The following is a 20,111-nucleotide window of genomic DNA, read 5'->3' on the forward strand; positions in this document are numbered from 1 at the left end:
CTAGGGCGTCAGTCGGCGATGGCGGGAAAGGTGCTGGTGATGTCCTCGGTGCTGGGCGGGATGGGGTCGGGCAGGATCTGGCGGAGCCGGTCGCGGATCTGCCGGCTGAGCTCCTCCTGGGGGCGGGTGGCGTCCAGCACCAGGTAGCGGTCCGGGTCGGCTTCGGCGAGCTTGCGGAAGCCGCGGCGGACCCGCTCGTGGAAGTCCAGCGGCTCGGACTCCATCCGGTCGGCCGGGGAGGCGAAGCGGCCCAGGCCGGTCTGCGGGGGCAGGTCCAGCAGCACCGTCAGATCCGGCTGCAACCCGTCGGTGGCCCAGCGGTTGACCTCGGCGATCTCCTCGACCGGCAGTTCCCGGCCGTAGCCCTGGTAGGCCAGGGAGGAGTCCACATACCGGTCGCTGACCACGATCGCGCCGCGCTCCAGCGCGGGTTTGATCACGTTGGCCACGTGGTTGGCGCGGTCGGCCGCATACAGCAGCGTCTCGGCGCGCGCCGACAGCCCGGTGGTCTCCTTGTCCAGCAGGATGGCGCGCAGCCGCATGCCGACCTTGGTGGCGCCCGGCTCGTTGGTGGTCACCACGTCGTAGCCGTGGTCGCGCAGCCAGATCGCGGTCAGCCGGGCCTGGGTGGTCTTGCCGGCGCCCTCGCCGCCCTCGAACGCGATGAACACCCCCCGTTCCCGGGCGGCCGGTTGTGCGGCCTCGGGCGGGGTGTAGGGGACGCCGCGCAGCGCCGCGGCCAGCTCGGCGCCCAGCGGCACCCCGCGGCGGTCGTCCAGCGCGCGGTGGGCGACCAGCCCGATCAGCAGCGTCACCAGCGCCACGGCCAGCAGCACGACGTTGACGCCGTCCAGCGAGTAGGCGGCCTCGTCGGTCAGGCGCAGGGTGTGCTCCCCGATCACACCGGCCAGCAGGGGCGCGGCGGCCAGCGTCACCGGCAGCACCGCACGGGCCAGCGCCTGCAGGAACGCCTGCGCGGGCGCGCGGTCCTCCTCCTCGGCCTCGGTGTGGACGAGGGTGCGCGCGGTGGCCCACGCCACCCCGCAGGCCCAGCCCAGCAGCCCGGCCAGCACGACCACCACCACCAGGTTGTGGATCAGCGCCAGGGCCGCCGTCACCGCACCGGCCGCCCAGGCCGTCAGCCCCAGCAGCCGCCGCCGGCTGAAGTCGCCCAGCAGCCGGGGGCCCTGCAGCAGCCCGCAGGCCGTCCCGGTGAACGCCGCGCCCAGCAGCGCCCCGAACCCGGCGTCGCCGCCGCCCAGCGCGGCCACGTAGATCCGGGCCACGCCGGCCACCGCGCCGCCGGCCGCGAGCACCCCGGCCAGCGCGGCGGTCAGCCCGCGCAGCCCCTTGAGGCCGGTGCGCCCGGCCCGCACGCGCGGCGCCACGGGGCGGGGGGCGGCCGGGACGGCGCCCATGGCGAAGACCGCCACGATCGACAGCAGGAAGACCGCGGCGGTGGCGTAGGCCGGCAGGTCGGCGCGGGCCCGTCCCTCCAGCAGCGCCTGGGCGGCCAGCGCCAGCAGCGCCAGCAGCAGCGCGGCCACGGGCGCGGCGCCGTAGCCGATCCGGGCGGCGCGCCGGTGCGGGGCCTGCGCCTTGCCGGGGGGCACCAGGTCGTCGATCACGGCCTCGGCGCAGGCCCGCCACAGCACCGACAGGCAGCCGACGAGCAGCGCCGCCACCATCAGCCAGGCCGCCTGCCCGATCAGCGGGACGGTCACCAGCAGCGCCGCCCGCAGCACGTCGGCGGAGATCATGGCCGTCCGCCGATCCAGCCGGACGGCCGCGACCGCCGCCAGGCCGGGCGGCAGCGCCGCCGGCAGCACCCGGCACAGCAGCGCCCCGCCCACCGCCAGCGACTGGACGGCATACCCCTCGCCCGAGGTGAGCGCCCAGGCCAGGGCGGTCAGGGCGAGCAGGCTCAGCCAGTCGCCGAGACCGGCCAGCGACAAGGCGAGCCACAGCCGCCGCAGCGGCTTGATCGACAGCACATCCGGCTCGGCCGCGCCCGTTCTGGTCATGTCGGTCAGGGTATCGACGTGACCCTGCCCGAGGGGACCGGTCTGCGTACTTCCTTGACTACGGTCAGGTCGCGGAGCGAGCGGATGTCTTCTTGGCCGTGGTCTTCTTGGCGGTCGCGGTCTTCTTGGCCGAGGCGCGCCGCGTGGCGGTCTTGCGCCCGCCGCCCGCGGCGACCTTCTCGCGCCGCTCGGCCAGCAGCTCGGCCGCGCGCTGGACGGTGATGGACTCCACCTCATCCCCCTTGCGGAGGCTGGCGTTGGTCTCCCCGTCGGTCACGTAGGGACCGAAGCGGCCCTCCTTGACCACGATCGGCTTGCCGGTGGCCGGGTCCTCCCCCAGCTCGCGCAGCGGCGCCGATGCCGCACTCCGGCCCCGGCCGCGCTGCTTGGGCTGGGCGAACAGCTCCCGGGCCTGCTCCAGGGTGAGGGTGAACAGCTCCTCGTCGGAGGCCAGGGAGCGGCTGTCGGAGCCCTTTTTGACGTACGGGCCGAAGCGGCCGTTGTGCACGGTCACCGGCTCGCCGTCCAGTTCCCCGAGGGTGCGCGGCAGCGACAGCAGCTTCAGCGCGTCCTCGAGGGTGACCGTCTCCGGCCGCATCGACTTCAGCAGCGAGGCGGTGCGCGGCTTGGGCGCGTCCTTCTTCTTGCGCCCGGAGGCGGTGGTGGTCAGCTCCTCGGGCAGCACCTCGGTCACATACGGGCCGAACCGGCCGGTCTTGAGCACGATCGCATGCCCGGTCTCGGGGTCGCGGCCCAGTTCGCGGTCGCCGCTGGGCTGGGCGAACAGCTCCTCGGCCTTCTCGGCGGTCAGCTCATCGGGCGCCAGGTCGGCGGGGATGTTGACGCGCTCTTCGGTGCCGTCCGGCTTGGTGCGCACCAGGTACGGGCCGTACCGGCCGACCCGGGCGGTGATGTCGCTGCCGGGGATCGGGAACGTGCTGACCCCGATGGCGTCGATCTCGCCCAGATCGGTGACCAGCTCCTTCAGGCCGACCTCGCCCTCGCCGTTGCCGTCGCCGAAGTAGAAGCGGCGCAGCCACGGCACCCGCTCGGCCTCGCCCCGGGCGATCAGGTCGAGGATGTCCTCCATCTTGGCGGTGAAGTCGTAGTCGACCAGGTGCCCGAAGTGCTTCTCCAGCAGGTTGACCACGGCGAACGCCAGGAAGGACGGCACCAGCGCGGTGCCCTTTTTGAACACGTATCCGCGTTCGAGGATCGTCCCCAGGATCGTGGCGTAGGTGGAGGGCCGGCCGATCTCCCGCTCCTCCAGCTCCTTGACCAAGGTGGCCTCGGTGTAGCGGGCGGGCGGGCGGGTGCTGTGCCCCTGGGCCTGCAGCCGCTCGGCGCTCAGCGGGTCGCCCTCGGCCAGGGCCGGCAGGCGCCGCTCGCTGTCGTCGGCGTCGGACTCGGGGTCGTCGGCGCCCTCCACATACGCCTTCAGGAAGCCGTAGAAGGTGATGGTCTTGCCGGTGGCGGCGAACTCGGCCCGCTCGCCGGCGCTGGAGGAGCCCTCCACCCGCACCGACACCGACTGGCCGACGGCGTCCTTCATCTGGGAGGCGATGGTGCGTTTCCAGATCAGCTCATACAGCCGGAACTGGTCGCCGGTCAGCCCGGTCTCGGCCGGGGTGCGGAAGACGTCCCCGGCGGGGCGGATCGCCTCGTGCGCCTCCTGGGCGTTCTTGACCTTCGTGGCGTAGATGCGGGGCTTGTCGGCGACGTACTCGGGGCCGTACAGCGCGGTGGCCTGGGCGCGGGCGGCGGCCAGGGCGGTCTCCGACAGGTTGGTGCTGTCGGTCCGCATGTAGGTGATGAAGCCGTTCTCATACAGCCGCTGCGCCACCTGCATCGTGTACTTGGCCGAGAAGCCCAGCTTGCGGCTGGCCTCCTGCTGCAGGGTGGTGGTGCGGAAGGGGGCGTACGGCTTGCGGGTGTAGGGCTTGCGTTCGACGGAGGTGACCGTGAAGGGACGCCCGGACAGCCGCTCGGCCAGGCCGCGCGCCGCCTCCTCGTCCAGGTGCAGCAGCTCGGCGGACTTCAGCTCGCCCCGGGAGGAGAAGTCACGGCCCTGGGCGATGCGCTTGCCGTCCACCCCGACCAGGTGCGCGACGAACGAGCGGGGGCCGCCCTCCTCGTCGGCGGCGGCGACGGCGAAGTCGGCCTCGATGTCCCAGTAGTGGGCGGGGACGAACGCGATGCGCTCGCGTTCGCGCTCCACCACCAGGCGGGTGGCCACCGACTGCACCCGGCCGGCCGACAGGCCCTGCATGATCTTGCGCCACAGCACCGGGCTGACTTCGAAGCCGTAGAGGCGGTCCAGGATGCGCCGGGTCTCCTGGGCGTCCACCAGCTTCAGGTCCAGCTCGCGGGGGTTGGCGGCGGCGTGCCGGATCGCCTCGGGGGTGATCTCGTTGAACACCATGCGGTGCACCGGGATCTTGGGCTTGAGCACCTCGCGCAGGTGCCAGGCGATCGCCTCCCCCTCGCGGTCCTCGTCGGTGGCCAGGTAGAGCTCGTCGGCCTCCTTCAGCGCCTTGCGCAGCTTGGCGACCTGGCTCTTTTTGTCCGGGGTGACCTCGTAGTACGGCTCGAAGTCCTTATCGACGTTCACGCCGAGCTTGGCCCAAGGCTCGTTCTTGATCTCCTCGGGCATGTCGGCGGGCCGCGGGATGTCGCGGATGTGGCCGATACTGGACTCCACGACATAGCCGCTGCCCAGGTAACCGGCGATCGTCTTGGCCTTGGCGGGCGACTCGACGATCACCAGGCGTGTGCCCGTGCCACTGGACGCCGCGGCCCGGCCCCGACCCCGGCCCCGCTGTGCTGTGCCGTTCTTGGCTGGCACGATCGCTCCAACCTCACTGTCTTCGTCCGTCACGTGCGTGGATGTCCCCGGATGTCTCCTTGAGAACCCCGATGTCCTCCCCGAGACAACATGGAAGGCCTTCGCAACCTTCCAGCGCCTCGTCTTCCCCGCAAGTTCCCTTCGCCGCGAACCTCCGACAGGATGACACGTCCCCGCCGGCATCGCAGACCCCGAGCGGCGGAGGATCCTCCCCCGACCCTCCCCAGCAGGCGTTCCCCGAGTCATAATGAGGGGTAATGGCGGAGTACACCTACCTCGTCCTGCGGCTGCCGCGCGGTACTTCCAGGGATGCCGCCCGGCAGTTGATGACCGAGCATGCCGAGTATGGCGGATGGGAACTCCACCGGTTGCGCCTCTACCCAGACGGTAGCCGCAGAATCCAGCTCCGCCGCAAGGTCATCCGCCCGGTGCTCACCCTCTGAAACGGCGCGGCCCGGCCGGATTCCGGGCGGGACGGGGGTGGCGGATCACACGCGTTGTGACGGTGCTCTCGTCCGCGTTCCGCCCGGACGCGGTCTCCTCAAGGGGCCGGGCGGTGCCCCTCAGGCCCGGTCCAGGAAACGGTCGAGGACCCGCACCCCGAAACGCAGGCCGTCCAGCGGCACCCGCTCGTCCACGCCGTGGAACATTCCGGAGAAGTCCAGCTCCGGCGGCAGCCGCAGCGGGGCGAAACCGAAGCAGCGCATTCCCAGGCGGGCGAACGCCTTGGCGTCGGTGCCGCCCGACAGGCAGTAGGGGACCGGCAGCGCCCCCGGGTCCTCGGCGGTCAGCGCCTCCTCCATGGCGGCCACCAGGGCGCCTTCATAGTCGGTCTCGACGGCCCGGTCGTGGTGGATGAACTCCCGGGTGACCTGCGGCCCGAGCAGCTCGTCCACGGTCGCGAAGAACTCCTCCTCGTGCCCCGGCAGGAACCGCCCGTCCACCTGCGCGGTCGCCTCCTGGGGGATGACGTTGACCTTGTAGCCGGCCTCCAGCACGGTCGGGTTGACCGTGTTGCGGAGGGTCGCCCCGATCATGCGGGCCAGCGGGCCGATCTGCGTCAGGCACTTTTCCGGGTCGTCGGGGTCGAACTCCACGCCGTAGGCCTGGCAGGCCCGTTCCAGGAACGCCCGCACCGTCTTGGTCAGCCGGACCGGGAAGCGGTGGGAGCCCAGCCGGGCCACCGCCGCCGCCACCGCGGTGACCGCGTTGTCGGGGTGCACCATCGAGCCGTGCCCGGCCGTCCCGGCGGCTTTCAGCCGCATCCAGGCGATGCCTTTTTCGGCCGCCTCGATCAGGTACATCCGCCGGTCCCCGGGGACCGTCAGGCTGAACCCGCCGACCTCGCCGACCGCCTCGGTGCACCCTTCGAACAGCTCCGGATGCTCGTCCACCAGCCACTGGGCGCCCCACGTGCCGCCGGCCTCCTCGTCGGCCAGGAACGCCACCACCACATCCCGCGGCGGCCTGCGGCCCTCGCGCATCCGCTGCCGGACGACGGCCAGCATCATGGCGTCCATGTCCTTCATGTCGACCGCGCCGCGGCCCCACACGCACCCGTCGGCGATCTCCCCGCTGAAGGGGTGGTGCGTCCAGTCCTCGGCCCGCGCCGGCACCACGTCCAGGTGGCCGTGCAGCAGCAGCGCGTCCCGGCCGGGGTCCTCTCCTTCGATCCGGGCGATGACGCTGGTCCGCTTGGGGTGCGATTCCAGCACCACCGGCTCCAGGCCGACTTCGGCCAATTTCTCGGCCACGTACTCGGCCGCGGCCCGCTCCCCCGGGCCGGAGTGATCTCCCGGGTTGCTGGTGTCGATCCTGATCAGCTCCTGGCAGAGCCGGACGACCTCTTCCTCTGCTCCCTCGTGCGCGCCGATGCGCTCAGCCACCGGGCCCCTCCTTGACCTGTTGCCTTGACGGCCCTCGCCTCCTACCCCGCCCATCGTGCCCCCCGATCGACCTGGTCGCGAATCCGTGCGTCTCTTTGATCGGCCTCACCGCGGGTGCATGTGTCCCTCGATCGACTTCGCCGCGAGTCGGCGCGTTTGATATCGTTGGCACGCCGACGCGCGCTGGTGCGCGTGTGCTCGAGTCCGGGTGGCGGAATAGGCAGACGCGCTAGCTTGAGGTGCTAGTGCCCTTCACAGGGCATGGGGGTTCAAGTCCCCCCTCGGACACCAGGAAAGCCCTGAGTCTGCGCGAGTCACAGACTCGGGGCTTTTGTCGTGTCCGGTTTTCGAAGTTCTGCCGTTCATCCCTTCCCGTCGACCGGGAACGCGAGGAATTCTCACATCCACGGGTGGGTTTTCACCGCGGTCACCGGCCATGAGACGAAGGTGACGATGGGCAGATCCACGCTGATGTGCCCGTAACGGAGAGAGCGGGGTCCGGCCTCGTCCCGGGACGGGTCACCCGCCTCCACCCGCGCACGCGACCGGCCCGAGGGCGGACGGTGGGAGCGCGGCGGCAATCCTTCGTCCTCGGCGTCTTCCCCGAATTGGAGCGGCTGGTCCAGCGCCACCCGCCTCGTCCCACCCGTCGGGACCGGTGTTCTGATCGGCCCAACCCATGGGACCGCTTTCGGGGTGATGGGACCGGCCAGGAGGCGCCCGGGCGGTGAGGGCACGCCGGAACGCGGCGGTGGGCAGGCCGGCCACGCACAAGGTGATGACCGCGACGGCCGCCGCGTCGGTCCGTCCCCGCACCTCGTCGGCCGGGCGCGACAGCACCTCCAGCGGCCGCCGGCCGAGGCCGAGGAGCCGCTCGCGGTGCGCGCCCATCAGTCCCCGGGCGGCCGGCCGGGCCCGGTGGCGGCCTGGGCGGCCTTGCGCAGGCGGTCGCTCAGGTCGTGCAGGACGGGGATCAGTTCCGGGGGGTCGAGCACCTCGAAGTCGAAGCCCTTGGCGGCGACGTGGACGGCGAGTTCCTGCAGCGAATTGGAGCCGACGTGGAACAGGCAGCGGCCGGCGCCCACCGCCTCCAGGCGGCCGGCCGTCGGTGAGGTGCGGGGGGCGACCTCTTCCAAGGGGGCGTGGAAGAGGATGCGGGCCTGGTAGGCGTAGGGGGCGGTGCTGATGGAGTGGGAGACGTAGGCGGCGGTGTCCTCCTGGGGCAGGGGGCGCGGGGCGAAGCGGGCGCCGGGCGGGCCGAGGAGTTCTTCGATGCGGTCGACCCGGAAGGTGCGCCAGTCGTCCCGGCCCAGGTCGTAGGCGAGCAGGTACCAGCGGCGCGGGGTGTGGACCAGCCGGTAGGGCTCGACCTCGCGGGTGGAGGCGGTGCGGGAGCGGTAGCGCAGGCGGATGCGGCGGCGGTCGCGGCAGGCCGCGGCGATCGCGGTCAGCAGGTCGGCGTCCACGCCGCCGGTGGCCGCACCGGTCAGCGGCACGGCCGCATGGAAGGCGGCCACCCGGTGACGCAGCCGGGACGGCAGCACCTGCTGGACCTTGGCCAGCGCCCGCAGCGCGGCCTCCTCCAGGCCGGCGACGCTGCCGGTCGCGGCGGTGCGCAGGCTGATCGCCACCGCCACCGCCTCCTCGTCGTCCAGCAGCAGCGGCGGCAGAGCGGCACCGACGCCCAGCCGGTACCCGCCGGCGACGCCCGGGGTGGAGTCCACGGGGTAGCCCAGTTCGCGCAGCCGGTCGATGTCGCGGCGCACGGTGCGCAATCCGACCTGCAGGCGTTCGGCCAGCTCGGCGCCGGTCCAGTCGGCCCGTGACTGCAGCAGCGACAGCAGGCGCAGCAACCGCGCCGAAGTCTCCAGCACGCTTCCCCATTGTGGCCGCAATCAGTGCCAGAAGCTGTCACCATTCCCCGATAGCGTCGCGGACATGAGGAACACGCACCCCGCTGTGCCGGTCCGGCCCTACCGCGTCCACATCCCTCAGGCCGACCTGGATGACCTGCGCCACCGGCTGCGCCGCACCCGCTGGGCCCCGCAGCTGCCCGGCACCGGCTGGGAACGCGGCGTGCCCGCCGACTACCTGCGTGATCTCGCCGAGCACTGGGCCGAGGGCTTCGACTGGCGGCTCCAGGAGGCATCGCTCAACCGCTTCCCGCACCACACCACCGTGATCGACGGGGCGAACATCCACTTCGTGCATGTGCGCTCGCCCGAGCCCGACGCCGTCCCGCTGATGCTGCTGCACGGCTGGCCCGGCTCGATCGTGGAGTTCTGGGACCTGATCGGCCCGCTCACCGACCCGGCGGCGCACGGCGGCGCCGCCCGTGACGCCTTCCACCTGGTGATCCCGTCACTGCCCGGGTACGGCTTCTCCGGCCCGCTGCCCGGCACCGGCTGGAACGACACCCGCACCGCCGCGGCGCTGGTGCGGCTGATGGCCCGCCTGGGCTATGACCGCTACGGCGTGCAGGGCGGCGACGTCGGCGCGTTCATCGCGCCGCTGATGGGCCGCATCGCGCCGGACAACGTGATCGGCGTGCACGTCAACGGGCTGCTCACCTTCCCCGACGGCGACACGGAGGTCATGGCGGCGCTGACCGACGCCGAACGGGCGCGGCTGGAGGGGATGCGGCGCTGGCAGCGGGAGCTGGGCGCCTACATGCAGCTGCAGGGCACCCGGCCGCAGACCATCGCGGCCGCGCTGCACGACAGCCCGGTCGGCCAGCTCGCCTGGATCGTGGAGAGGTTCAAGGACTGGACCGACCCGGCCGCCGAACTCCCCGAGGACGCGGTGGACCGGGACCGGATCCTCACCGACGTGAGCATCTACTGGTTCACCGGCACGGCCGGCTCCGCCGCCCACACCTACTACGAGCGCTTCAACGACCCGGCCATGCGGGCGCCGCGCACGCGCGGCACGGTACCCACCGGCGTCGCGGTGTTCCCCACCGACTACTCCGTGCGGCCACTGGCCGAGCGGGTGCACAACGTGGTGCGCTGGACCGAGTACGAGCGCGGCGGCCATTTCGCGGCGCTGGAGGCCCCCGATCTCATGGTCGCCGATATCCGCGCCTTCTTCAGGGAACTCCGGCCATGAATTTCCCGCACCACCGATATGCGGCTCTATGAGGCATCGACGGTCCCGGCCCACTGAAATTCAGTAGCATGCCGCGTGTGATCCGGGCGCTTTTGGCCGATGACGAGCCGATTGTTCGGGTCGGGGTCAACGCGATCCTCGGTTCCGACGAGGGGATCGAGGTCGTCGCCGAGGCGGCGGACGGGGCGCAGGCCGTGGAGCAGGCCCGGCGGGTGCGTCCCGATGTGGCGTTGCTCGATGTGCGCATGCCCGGTCTCGACGGTCTCGCCGCCGCTTCGGAAATCCGCCGGATCGTGCCGGAGACCGCCGTCATCATCTTGACGACCTTCGGGGAGAGCTCCTACATCCAGCGCGCGCTCACTGGAGGGGCCAGCGGGTTCCTGCTGAAGACGAGCGGCCCGCGGGAGCTGATCTCGGCGGTGCGGGCGGTCGCCGGCGGGGCGGCCTACCTGTCGCCCTGGGTGGCCAAATACGTGATATCGCAGATGTCGAACGACCGGATATCCCGAGCCGCCCGGGCGAGGGAACTGGTGGCACGGCTCACCGGCCGGGAGCGCGATGTGCTGGGCCTGCTCGGCCAGGGCCTGTCCAATGCGGAGATCGCCGCCCGGCTGCACCTTGTCGAAGGCACGGTGAAGGGTTATGTGAGCACGATCCTGCAGCGGCTGAACGTCGAAAACCGCGTGCAGGCGGCCATCCTCGCCTACGAGGCGGGACTGGTCGAACGCTGATTCGGGCGTCTTCGTGCAATCCGGCACCGCCGCTTCAGGTCTTCGCGATCCCCGTGACGCCGATCGTTGAACCTTTTTCAACACGCCGTTTCCACAGGTCGCATGCGAGGGCCTGGCAATCAGGGACGATGCCGTGCCCTGCGACGTCACGACCTCGGACACCATCGGGGCTCCCGTCTCCGGCGCCCAAGACCACGTGTTGAAAACGGTTCATCGGGAAGGCTTCATCCCCTCGTCCCCGAAAGCACCCGCCGGCGGCCATGTCTTTCGGAAGGTCTTGGAGGTGACTTCCGTCAGTCCTGCCCGTCCTGCGGCGTGGCTACGGTGATCCCATGGGGCGCTGGACCGGCCGTGTGCGCAAGGCGGTCTGGGCCTCGGCGCGTGCCGATCGCGATGCCGTGCCCGGCGCCGGGGGTGACGCGGGCCTGTGGGCGGCGCTGACGGCGCCCGCCGTGGCGGGTGAGCTGTATCCGCCGATCGGCGCCGGGGCGCTCGGCCGCGTCGCCGCCGTCTCGGCGGTGCCGGCGGCGGCGGTCTTCATGAGCCGCCGGGTGCCCGCCGTCTCGGTCGTCCTCACCGTCCCGCTGTGGGCGCTGGGCGATGTCTCCGACGCCGGATCGACCTCCCCGCAGAACGCCCCCTTCATCCTGATCACCGGTGTGACGTGCTACCTCATGGGGAGGCGGCCGCCCGGGACGTGCGCCGCCCTGCTGCTTTTCGCGGCGTCGGCCACGGCGCTCACCGCATCGGCGGCGCTCGCCCCGCCGGCCGCGGTCGCCTGGTTCACGCTGACGATGTACCTGCTGTTCTTCGGCGTGCTGCCCTGGCTGCTGGGCCGCTACCGCCGCCGGCACCGGAAGCTGGTCGTCAGCGGCTGGAACGGGCCGAACGGCTGGAGCGCGAGCGGCGGATCCTGGCCGAGCAGGCCAGGCTGCGGGAGCGGGCGCGCACCGCCGGTGACATGCACGACTCCCTCGGCCATGAGCCGAGCCTGATCGCGCTGCTCGCCGGCGCCCTGGAAGTCGACCGGTCGCTGGGGGAAAGGCACCGCGCCCTGGCGGCCGAGCTGCGCTCCCGCGCCGACGCCGCGGTGCGGCGGCTGCACGAGACCATCGGCGTGCTGCGCGAGGGCACCGAGGCCCAGCCGGCCGGGGAGAGCGTCCAGGAGCTGGTGGAGCGGGCGCGCGGCTCCGGGATGGATGTGAAGCCGCCCCGGTGGGAGGACCTCCCCGGGCTTCCCCCGCTGGTGGAGCGCGCGGTGTACCGGGTCGTCCAGGAGTCGCTGACGAACGCCGCCAAGCACGCCCCGGGCGCCCCGGTTCAGGTCCGGATCGGCGTCCGCTCCGGGCACGTCGAGGTCGCCGTGGTCAACGGACCGCCGGTGCACGCCCCGCCCGCCGGCCGCGGCACGGGCGGCAACGGCCTGGTGGGGCTGCGGGAACGGGCCCGGCTGACCGGCGGGACGATGCACGCGGCCCCCACCGGGGAGGGCGGGTTCGAAGTGTCGGCGCGGCTGCCGCTCGACCCCGATGCGGCCCTCGCCCCGGCCTCGGGCGACCCCGGTGCGGCCGAACCGGAGCTGGAGTCGGCCCACCAGCGTCACCGCATGGAACGCGGGGTGCGGCGGAGCCTGGTCATCGCCATCGCCGTGCCGACGCTGCTCGGCCTCGGCATGGCCGCGGCGGTCATCGGGTTGTTCATCTGGCAGACGCTCGCCTCGCTCCTTGAGCCGGACGACTATGCCGCGCTCCGGGTCGGGCAGCGGCGCGCCGAGATCGCCTCCCGGCTGCCGTCACGGCAGTACCCGGAACGCCCGCCCGGCGTGCGGGAACCGCCCGTGCCGTCCGGGGCGCGCTGCGAGTACTACCGCTCCTCGGGCAACGTGCCGGCCCGGGACGTGGTGTACCGCCTGTGCTTCAAAGACGGCCGGCTCGCATCCAAGGACGTGCTGTCGGCGGAGCATCCGGCGTCCGGGACGCAGGGCGGCTGACCGGCCTCAGGCATCGCGCCTGTCGAGCACCAGCCTGGCCGCGAAGAACCCGCCCACCACCCAGGCGAGCTGGACCGCCGACCCGACCGGCGCGGGATACGGACCGGTGTCGATCATGATGAAGTTCCGGCCGCCGATGGCGGGCGTGTACTGCGAGGTCCACACCAGCGGCGGGATGCCGGAGGCCTGCATGACCGCCGGAACGGCCATGACGAGGAACGCCGTGGTCAAGGTGGCCGGAGCGCTGCGGATGAGCGTCGCGAGGTAGACCGTGAACACGCTGGACAGGCAGATGTACACGGCGATCGCCGCCACCTGGCAGGCCACCCGGCCCGGCTGCACGTCGCTGTACCGCCCCAGCGACAGGTCCGCCGGCAGCACCCCGACGACCGCGATGACAAACCCCATGACGAGGGTCACCGCGCCGATCACCACGCTCTTGGCCAGCAGCAATCGGCCCCGGTCGGGCACCCACTGCAGGGTGGAGCGGATGCTGCCGGTGCCGTATTCGGCCGTCATCATCAGCATCGCCAACGCGGCGACCATGAGCTGCACCATGTAGAAGGCGGTGCCGCCCGCGACGTCGCCGGGCTTGTAGAGGGTGTGCAGGCCGTCGGCCTCGTTGTTGTTGGCGAGGGTGAGGCCGGCCGATGGGGCCGGCGCCGCCATCAGCAGGACGCTGCCGCAGACCAGCCACCGGGTCGACCGCACCGTCCACAGCTTCGTCCACTCCGCGGCCACCGCGCCGATGAGCGGGTGCTGCGTCGACAGGTTCCAGGTCGTCATCGCGCCACCCGCTCCTTTCGCCGGGCCGGGCTCTCGGCGTCGGCGAACTCGACGCTGTCGCCGGTCAGCTCCAGGTAGACCTGTTCCAGGGACGCCCCGTCCTGGCTCAGTTCGTGCAGCCGGACGCCCAGCCGGTGGGCCAGGTCGCCGACCTGCGCGGCCTGCGCGCCGACGGCCGGCAGCCCGCCCGGGCCGCCGGTGCGGACGTCCACCCCGCGGGCCGCCGGCTCCTCGCGCAGCCGCCGCAGGCCCTGCGGGTCGGGGCTGCGGACCTTGACCGCGGTGTGCGCGCTGCGCGCGATCAGTTCGTCCAGCGGGGCATCCGCGATCAGCCGGCCTCGGCCGATGATCACCAGATGGTCGGCGGTGATCTGCGTCTCGCTCATCAGGTGGCTGGAGACGAACACCGTGCGTCCCTCGCCGGCCAGCCGTCTCATCGGGCCGCGGATCCAGCGCACCCCGTCGGCGTCCAGGCCGTTCACCGGCTCGTCGAACATCAAGATCTCCGGGTCGCCCAGCAGCGCGCCCGCCACGCCCAGGCGCTGGGTCATGCCCAGGGAGAACTCCCCGATGCGCCGGTCGGCCACCGCGCCGAGACCGACCTGGCCGGCACCTCCTCCACCCGGCGGGCGGGAATGCCGTTGCTGCGGGCCATGGCCGGCAGGTGGTGGCGGGCGCTGCGGCCCGGATGCACCGCCCTGGCGTCCAGCAGCGCGCCGACCCGCCGCAGCGGGTGCCGCAGCCGGCGGTAGGGCCTGCCGTCGATCAGGGCTCTTCCGGAGGTGGGCACGTCCAGCCCCAGGATCATCCGCATCGTGGTGGTCTTCCCCGCGCCGTTGGGGCCGAGGAAGCCGGTGACCTTGCCTCCGGTGATCGTCAGGGACAGATCGTCCACGGCCGTGGCGGTCCCATAGCGCTTGGTCAGGTTCTGCAGCTCGATCATGTGATGTCCGGTCCTCGTTGACGGGTGGCGCGACTTTACGGACCGGTGCGGTTCCGCCGCATCGAGCGAACGGCACGAACCGTCCCTGACTTTCGGGGGGAATCCTCAGGCGGCGGGAAACGCCCGCCGCCTGGGGCGTTCTCGAACTCGATCTACTACCACTGTAGTAGTTTTGTGGAAAGTCACCGGAAGAGAGGGTGAGACGTGGTATTCAAACGGGTTCTGGGCACGTTCGGGGTGGGCGGCCCCTCGGTGGACACGGTGCTGGCGTCCACGCACTGCCGGCCGGGCGAGTACCTGTCCGGCGAGGTGCGCATCAAGGCGGCCGACTACGACGTGGAGATCCAGCGGATCACCCTGGCGCTGGTCACCCGGGTGGAGGTCGAGGTCGGCGACCATGAGGGCGCCGGGGGCATGGAGTTCCACCGGGTGGACGTGTCGGGGCCGTTCCGGCTGCCCAAGGGCCAGGACCGCGCCGTGCCGTTCCAGCTCGCCATCCCGTGGGAGACCCCGATCACCGAGGTGTACGGGCAGCACCTGCACGGCATGGCCATGGGGGTGCGCACCGAGCTGGCGGTCGCCAAGGCCGTCGACAAGGGCGACCTGGACCCGGTCTCGATCGTCCCGCTGCCCTCCCAGGAGCGGGTGCTGGACGCCTTCGCGCAGCTGGGCTTCGGCTTCAAGAGCGCCGACGTCGAGTACGGCCACATCTCCGGGCTGCACCAGCAGCTGCCGTTCTACCAGGAGATCGAGTTCTACCCGCCGCCCTCCCACCAGGGCCGGATCAACGAGGTGGAGCTGACCTTCGTCGCCGACCCGGCCTCGCTGGCGGTGGTGCTGGAGGCCGACAAGCGCGGCGGCCTGTTCACCCCCGGCGGCGACGTCCTGGGCCGCTTCCAGGTGAGCCACCAGGAGGCCATGAGCATCGACTGGGCCGCCGAGATCTCCCGGTGGCTGGACGCCGTGGCCGAGCACCACGGCGCCCACTTCGGCCCGGCCGGGCCCGCTCCTTACGGGCACGCCCCTTACGGGCACGACCCGTACGGCCACCACGGTCACCACGGCGGTCACGGCCACCACGGGCCGGGCCTGGGCGCGGCGGTCGCCGCCGGCGCCGCCGGGTTCGTCGGCGGCATGATCGCCGGCGAGATCATAGAAGAGGCCGTGGAGGGGATCTTCGGCGACGAAGAGGACTGACCCGAGCCCGCACGGCGAACCCGGTCGCCGCTTCGGCCGGCGACCCGGCCCGGTCCGGGATTCCCGCGGCCGGGCCCGCGTCGTTTTCACAACGGGCACCCGGCGGCTGTGGGCGGAAGCGCCCTGAAGGGCGCGGTGGCGCGCAGGAGCCGCCGGCATGTTCCCCGCTCCGGGCCTGTCGGAGCGCCCTTATGTCGGAAAGCCGCCGCGCTTCAGTTCCCCGTGCCCCGGCCGGGAGCGGCGGGAGAGGGTGGTGGGTGTCGTGCGCCGCTCCCGGCCGGGCCGCTCGCCGTCCACGGCACCGGGCGTCCGGTGCGGTCTGGCCGAGAGCGGCACCCCGCCCGTACCGGGTGTCCCAGGGTTCAGGACGGGGAGTCGGTGATGCGGGCCAGGGCCTCGGCGGCGAGAGCCCGGTAGGCCAGGTCACGGGGAATGGCCTCGCGGTCGTCAGGATGGGCCAGGACCCGCGCAGAGTCGATGATCTCCCGCAGTCGCGGCACCGCGGCGGCGGCCCCGGGACCGTTGAGAGCGCGGACGGCGAGCATGCCCAGCGGGGTGGCGGCCGTCGTCTCCACCGCTTCGATCACCCGCGGCAGCACTGCGGTGTCACCGGTGGCGTGGTGGATCACGCAGGCCGCCGCGGTGGCCGACTCCTCATCCGGTGCCTCCTCCAGCAGCGGACGCAGCAGCGGGACGGCCGGGGCGGCCGCCCGCCCCAGGTCGAGCAGCCGTTCGGCAATCTCCACCGACAGGCTCGGCCGGAGCGCATCGGCCAGCACCTCCAGCGCCTCCGCGCCGTCCCCGGTGATCCGCCACAGCGCCCACGCCGCCTCCTGACGCTCCTCCTCAGCGCGGCTTTGGTGCAGACAGCGGCGCAGCACCGGGACGGCCCCGGCGGCGGCCTCGCCGATGGCGCCCAGCGCGGACGCCGCCTCCTTTCTGGCCCCATCGTCCTCCAGCAGGCCGGTCAGTTCCGGCACCAGCGGCGCGGCCCGCACTCCCCAGCGGCCGACCCCGGTGACCAGCCCGGCCGGGACGTCGCCGTGGGCGGCGGACAGGATGGGACGCAGCACCGGCACCAGTTCATCGGCGTGCTCGGCCATGCCTCCCACCATGTCCTCCAGATAGAACAGCATCCGGTCTGCGGCCAGCTCACGGGTGAGCTGCGGCAGGCAGCGGGCGTCGCCGAGCCGGGCCAGCACCTCCAGCGCACCGCGCGACCGCCAAAGCTGAGGGCTGTCCAGCAGCGCCACCAGGGCGTCGGCCACCTGGGCGGCGGCGGGACCGCACCACTCGATCTCCTCCAGGGCGGCCCGGCCGGTGGACTCCCTTTCCCCGTTCAGCAGGCCGGCCAGCAGGGGCAGCAGCCGTTGCGGCGCCGCCCGCCAGGTCCGCATCACCTTCCCGGCCCGCCGCACCTGCCAGGCGGGGACGTCGTGCTCGGCGCTCTCCAGCAGGGAGCCGATCAACTCGATCAGCCCGCCGGGGTGGTCGCCCATGGCCCCCAGCAGCAGGTCGGTGAAGCCGTACTCCAAGACCCAGAACGTCTCTCGCAGCGCCGGTTCAGCGGCGGTCAGTTCCTCTTCGACGGCTCGGGCGAGCTCACCGGAGAACTCCGGGACGCCGCACCACAGCAGCGCCACCGCCGCGGCGGCCCGCACCTCCCGGCAGGGGGCGTCGGCGAGCAGGCCGCGCAGCCACTCCAGCGGCGCGTCCCGGCGTTCCTCGGTCAGGTCACCGATGGCCAGCACCAGCGCGGCGGCCGTCACCGGGTCGGTCTCCGCGGCATACCGCGCCTGCAGCACCGGCACCAGCTCCAAGGCGCGCTCGGGGAAGTCGGCCAACACGAAGGCCGCCCCGTGACGAACCACCGGGTCGGAACTGCCGAGCGCCGCCACCAGGACGGGGATCTGGGCCTCGACCGCCGCCCGCCCTTCCAGGGCCAGGGAGCGCATCCGCTCGTCGTCGATCTCCTCGTGCGCCCGGCTGATCCGCGACAGCAGGCGGAACAGCCGCTCAGGATCCCCCAGTGGCCGGTTGCAGGCCAGCTCCACCAGGAACGGCACGGCGGCCGAGGTCGCCGGGTACACCGCGTCCTCACGAAGCAGCCTGGCTTCCAGCTCGTTCAGGCCCTCCCCCACCTCGCCGCCGCGGGGTGTGGCCACCTTCATGATCACATCTGGGATGTCGCGGGCGCTGCCCCTGGCGTGCCGCAAGGACGCCCAGTCGATCTCGTTCAGCCGCAGCCGGATCTTGCGGTGCGGCCACAGCCGCTCCGGGTCCAGCCGCAGCACGGTGGTGCCGTTGCCTGCTTTTACCCGCAGCTCGTCTTCCGGGCGCAGCTCCAGGCCGGTGATGCCGGTGCCCAGCCAAAAGTCCGCGCTCACCCCCGAGCGCACATCCTGTACTCGGACCTGCCCGTCGGTCCAGGCGGCGGCGACCGCCGGCCCGGTCGGCAGCACCGCCGCCGCCAGCGCGCACACCGCCCCCTCACCGTGGGCGAAAGGGCGTTTCGGCGGCTGGCCGGGCGGCTCCCACAGGCGAACGGTTCCCTCGGCGTCCCCGGTCACCACCAGCGGGCCGCCGTCCGGACGCACGCAGGCGACGGCGGTCACCTCGGCTTCGTGCAGTTTCCGGACCTGCGGCTCGGCACCGTCGAGCCGCACATGCACCCGGCCGCCGGCATCTGCGGTGACCGTGATCGTCCCGTCCCGGTCAGTGGCCGACACGACCTGTCCGGACGGCTCGGCGAACGAGGAAGCGGGCTCCGCCGGGTGCACCGCGGTCACCGTCCAGCGGCCCAACCCATCGGCATCGCCTTCGACGAGCGCCACCGGCCCGATATCGGCTTCTTGGCCGCTGTCCGGCCCGTGCTCGGGGGATTCGATCGCGTAGCCGACCACGTCGATCCGCAGCGTGCGCGCCACCCGCAGCAGCGCCTCACGGGCGCGGGCGCAGATCATCAGCGGGAAGTCCGCGCCCTCGCCGCGGGCGTGATAGATGATCGCGTCCGGTGCCCCGTAGGCGAGGCTGTCGACTCCCAGCTCCCGCCAGGGCAGCAGCCCCATCTCCGGGTAGGTGGCGCGGAGCCGGTCCAGCAATCCCGGGTGTTCGACGACCTCGTGGAGTCCCAGGCACAGCCGCCAGCCGTGGCGGTAAGGGATGCGTTCGACGGCCAGCTGCAGGAAGAACTCCGAGATCGACCGGGCCTGCAGCACCCAGTCGTCCTCGATGCTGACCAGCACTCTGGGATCGGGCCGGCCGGCTTCGGCGGCCAGGTACCCCCACTCGTTGCAGTACTCGTACTCGGCCATGAACACGCACACCCGCCGGTCCTCATCGGGACCGACGAACGGGTTGCGGACGGGCAGCGCGCCGCCAGAGCCGTATCCGGTGGGGTCGGGCCGGATCGTGGGCGGCCACTCCGGATGCGTGTAATACAGCTCCGGCGAGTGGACGAACGAGTTGAACGGCAGATCCCACCACTCTTTCAACGCCTCCGGGACCGGCAGGGAGACGTCCACCCGGGCGGCGTCGTCCTCATCGAAGTCATCCTCTTCGAAGCCGTCCTCATCGAACTCGTCCTCGGCCCGCCGCGACCGGCGCGGCGGCCCCTCGGGGTCCTGATAACCCCATTCGCGCTGGAAATCGCGCAGCAACTCCCAGAACGCCGACCGCCCCCGCTCGGCGGCCCGCCGCATCCGCTCCGCAAATCGCCCGTAATCGATCACCTCGCCCACGGCAGCAGCGTAGGGACGACCGCATTTCCACCGCGAATCAGACAAACCGGTTACGCCACGGTCATTTCGGAGTCGAAGAGATCCGTCTCTCCCACGCGGTCATGCATCCATCCGGGACGACCCGGTGCCCGGCACCGTCCGGCGATCACGGCCGCCGGGGAGGGACACCGTCCATGCGGCGGGCGATGTGTGCCGAACGGACCGGTACTGAGGGACCTAAGTCCCGTCCCCGGCGGCGCGCCGGTGCGACAGGCTTGGTCACGGTGCCATGGCCGCCCAGCCACCGGCCGCTTCGGGCCGGTGCCGGGCGCGGCCAGTCAGAACCTCCCGGCGAAAGAGACATCGCACATGCGCGGCATCCACCGTTCCGGACGTCCTCTGCGCGATCTTCTGCGCGGCGTCGTCGGCGCCGCTCTGCTCGGCGCCGGCCCCGTCATGATCGTCGAGGGTGTTCGCGGCAGAAGGCAGATCCGCGACGAGCTGGCGGCCCAGCAGATCACCTTCCCCTGGGAGGAGGGCCTGCCCGACCGCCTGGCGGCGCTGGCCGGGCGGCGCGTCGAGACGGGGCCGCAGGCGCGGGCCTACAGCGAACTGATCAAGATTCATCTGCAGCAGGCCACCGGCGGGCGCACCTATGCGCAGATCAGCGCGGAGATGGCCGCCGGCAAGGGCGATGAGAAGCTGGCAAACCTGCAGCAGACCGCGTTCATGGGGGAAATGCTGCGGGCCGGGCTGCTGTCGTCCTACCAGGCGTGGCGGCTGACCTCGCTGGTGACCGGCCTGGGCGCGCTGCTCAGCGGGCTCGGCGCGGTGGTGCTCGCCGGCGGCCGGAGCGGACGCGGCTGACTTCCCGCCCCCTTG

At 72.3% G+C, this 20,111-nt stretch carries 13 protein-coding genes, 1 tRNA gene and 1 pseudogene; 8 read left to right on the forward strand and 7 right to left on the reverse strand.

Features of this window, described 5'->3' with window-relative positions:
• Window positions 1-8: 8 nt before the first annotated feature.
• Entirely contained in the window at window positions 9-2,024 is a 2,016-nt protein-coding gene (gene tmk / locus BUE48_RS22625) for a dTMP kinase (protein WP_286990975.1), read from the reverse strand.
• A gap of 64 nt (window positions 2,025-2,088) precedes the next feature.
• Window positions 2,089-4,869 carry a type I DNA topoisomerase gene (gene topA, locus BUE48_RS22630; protein WP_502694623.1) on the reverse strand — a complete coding sequence of 927 codons (2,781 nt, stop codon included), beginning with the start codon at window positions 4,867-4,869 and terminating at the stop codon, window positions 2,089-2,091.
• A 257-nt stretch (window positions 4,870-5,126) separates the two neighbouring features.
• Between topA and BUE48_RS22635 the strand changes: the two genes are divergently transcribed.
• Window positions 5,127-5,312: a DUF5703 family protein gene (locus BUE48_RS22635; protein ID WP_012854855.1), complete on the forward strand. Its 186-nt coding sequence runs from the start codon at window positions 5,127-5,129 to the stop codon at window positions 5,310-5,312.
• 120 nt (window positions 5,313-5,432) lie between these two features.
• On the opposite strand, the gene BUE48_RS22640 is transcribed toward BUE48_RS22635, so the two are convergent.
• Window positions 5,433-6,755, reverse strand: a complete 1,323-nt coding sequence (locus BUE48_RS22640) for a M20/M25/M40 family metallo-hydrolase (protein WP_012854856.1) — start codon at window positions 6,753-6,755, stop codon at window positions 5,433-5,435.
• Window positions 6,756-6,957: 202 nt separating this feature from the next.
• Here BUE48_RS22640 and BUE48_RS22645 point away from each other — a divergent pair.
• Window positions 6,958-7,046, forward strand: a tRNA-Leu gene (locus BUE48_RS22645).
• Between the two features lie 599 nt (window positions 7,047-7,645).
• Here BUE48_RS22645 and BUE48_RS22650 read toward each other — a convergent pair.
• Entirely contained in the window at window positions 7,646-8,629 is a 984-nt protein-coding gene (locus tag BUE48_RS22650) for a helix-turn-helix transcriptional regulator (RefSeq protein ID WP_012854858.1), read from the reverse strand.
• 64 nt (window positions 8,630-8,693) lie between these two features.
• On the opposite strand from BUE48_RS22650, the gene BUE48_RS22655 reads away from it, so the two are divergent.
• From BUE48_RS22655 to BUE48_RS22670, 4 genes are all read left to right on the forward strand, one after another.
• Window positions 8,694-9,863 (forward strand): epoxide hydrolase family protein, encoded by a 1,170-nt coding sequence (locus BUE48_RS22655; RefSeq protein WP_286990977.1) that lies wholly within the window; start codon window positions 8,694-8,696, stop codon window positions 9,861-9,863.
• Between the two features lie 77 nt (window positions 9,864-9,940).
• Window positions 9,941-10,594 (forward strand): response regulator transcription factor, encoded by a 654-nt coding sequence (locus BUE48_RS22660; protein ID WP_286990978.1) that lies wholly within the window; start codon window positions 9,941-9,943, stop codon window positions 10,592-10,594.
• Window positions 10,595-10,926: 332 nt separating this feature from the next.
• A complete protein-coding gene (locus BUE48_RS22665; RefSeq protein WP_286990979.1) occupies window positions 10,927-11,589 on the forward strand; it encodes a hypothetical protein in 663 nt (220 codons plus the stop codon).
• Complete coding sequence (locus BUE48_RS22670) at window positions 11,556-12,584, forward strand: sensor histidine kinase (protein WP_286990980.1); 1,029 nt, start codon at window positions 11,556-11,558, stop codon at window positions 12,582-12,584. Before BUE48_RS22665 ends, BUE48_RS22670 begins: the two co-directional genes overlap by 34 nt.
• Window positions 12,585-12,590: 6 nt before the next feature.
• Here BUE48_RS22670 and BUE48_RS22675 read toward each other — a convergent pair whose 3' ends face one another.
• On the reverse strand, window positions 12,591-13,370 hold the full coding sequence (locus tag BUE48_RS22675) for a hypothetical protein (protein ID WP_286990981.1): 780 nt from the start codon (window positions 13,368-13,370) through the stop codon (window positions 12,591-12,593).
• Window positions 13,367-14,313 (reverse strand): annotated as a pseudogene (locus BUE48_RS22680) (ATP-binding cassette domain-containing protein). The gene BUE48_RS22675 and the pseudogene BUE48_RS22680 overlap by 4 nt, the downstream one beginning before the upstream one ends.
• A 204-nt stretch (window positions 14,314-14,517) precedes the next feature.
• On the opposite strand from BUE48_RS22680, the gene BUE48_RS22685 reads away from it, so the two are divergent.
• Window positions 14,518-15,510: a sporulation protein gene (locus BUE48_RS22685; RefSeq protein WP_012854863.1), complete on the forward strand. Its 993-nt coding sequence runs from the start codon at window positions 14,518-14,520 to the stop codon at window positions 15,508-15,510.
• A 362-nt stretch (window positions 15,511-15,872) separates the two neighbouring features.
• Here the strand turns inward: BUE48_RS22685 and BUE48_RS22690 are convergent, their stop codons facing one another.
• Entirely contained in the window at window positions 15,873-19,250 is a 3,378-nt protein-coding gene (locus BUE48_RS22690) for a HEAT repeat domain-containing protein (RefSeq protein ID WP_286990982.1), read from the reverse strand.
• 348 nt (window positions 19,251-19,598) lie between these two features.
• On the opposite strand from BUE48_RS22690, the gene BUE48_RS22695 reads away from it, so the two are divergent.
• Window positions 19,599-20,096, forward strand: coding sequence for a hypothetical protein (locus BUE48_RS22695; protein WP_012854866.1), 498 nt, complete (start codon window positions 19,599-19,601; stop codon window positions 20,094-20,096).
• Window positions 20,097-20,111: the final 15 nt, after the last annotated feature.

It is taken from the genome of Thermomonospora sp. CIF 1 (assembly GCF_001896795.1).
In the GTDB taxonomy this organism is placed as follows: domain Bacteria; phylum Actinomycetota; class Actinomycetes; order Streptosporangiales; family Streptosporangiaceae; genus Thermomonospora; species Thermomonospora curvata.

Excerpts from the sequence above, each read along its gene's own strand:
- tmk (WP_286990975.1), bottom strand. The coding sequence starts at position 2,024 with ATGACCAGAACGGGCGCGGCCGAGCCGGATGTGCTGTCGATCAAGCCG.
- BUE48_RS22635 (WP_012854855.1), top strand. The coding sequence starts at position 5,127 with ATGGCGGAGTACACCTACCTCGTCCTGCGGCTGCCGCGCGGTACTTCC.
- BUE48_RS22655 (WP_286990977.1), top strand. The coding sequence starts at position 8,694 with ATGAGGAACACGCACCCCGCTGTGCCGGTCCGGCCCTACCGCGTCCAC.
- BUE48_RS22665 (WP_286990979.1), top strand. The coding sequence starts at position 10,927 with ATGGGGCGCTGGACCGGCCGTGTGCGCAAGGCGGTCTGGGCCTCGGCG.
- BUE48_RS22670 (WP_286990980.1), top strand. The coding sequence starts at position 11,556 with ATGCACGACTCCCTCGGCCATGAGCCGAGCCTGATCGCGCTGCTCGCC.
- BUE48_RS22675 (WP_286990981.1), bottom strand. The coding sequence starts at position 13,370 with ATGACGACCTGGAACCTGTCGACGCAGCACCCGCTCATCGGCGCGGTG.
- BUE48_RS22695 (WP_012854866.1), top strand. The coding sequence starts at position 19,599 with ATGCGCGGCATCCACCGTTCCGGACGTCCTCTGCGCGATCTTCTGCGC.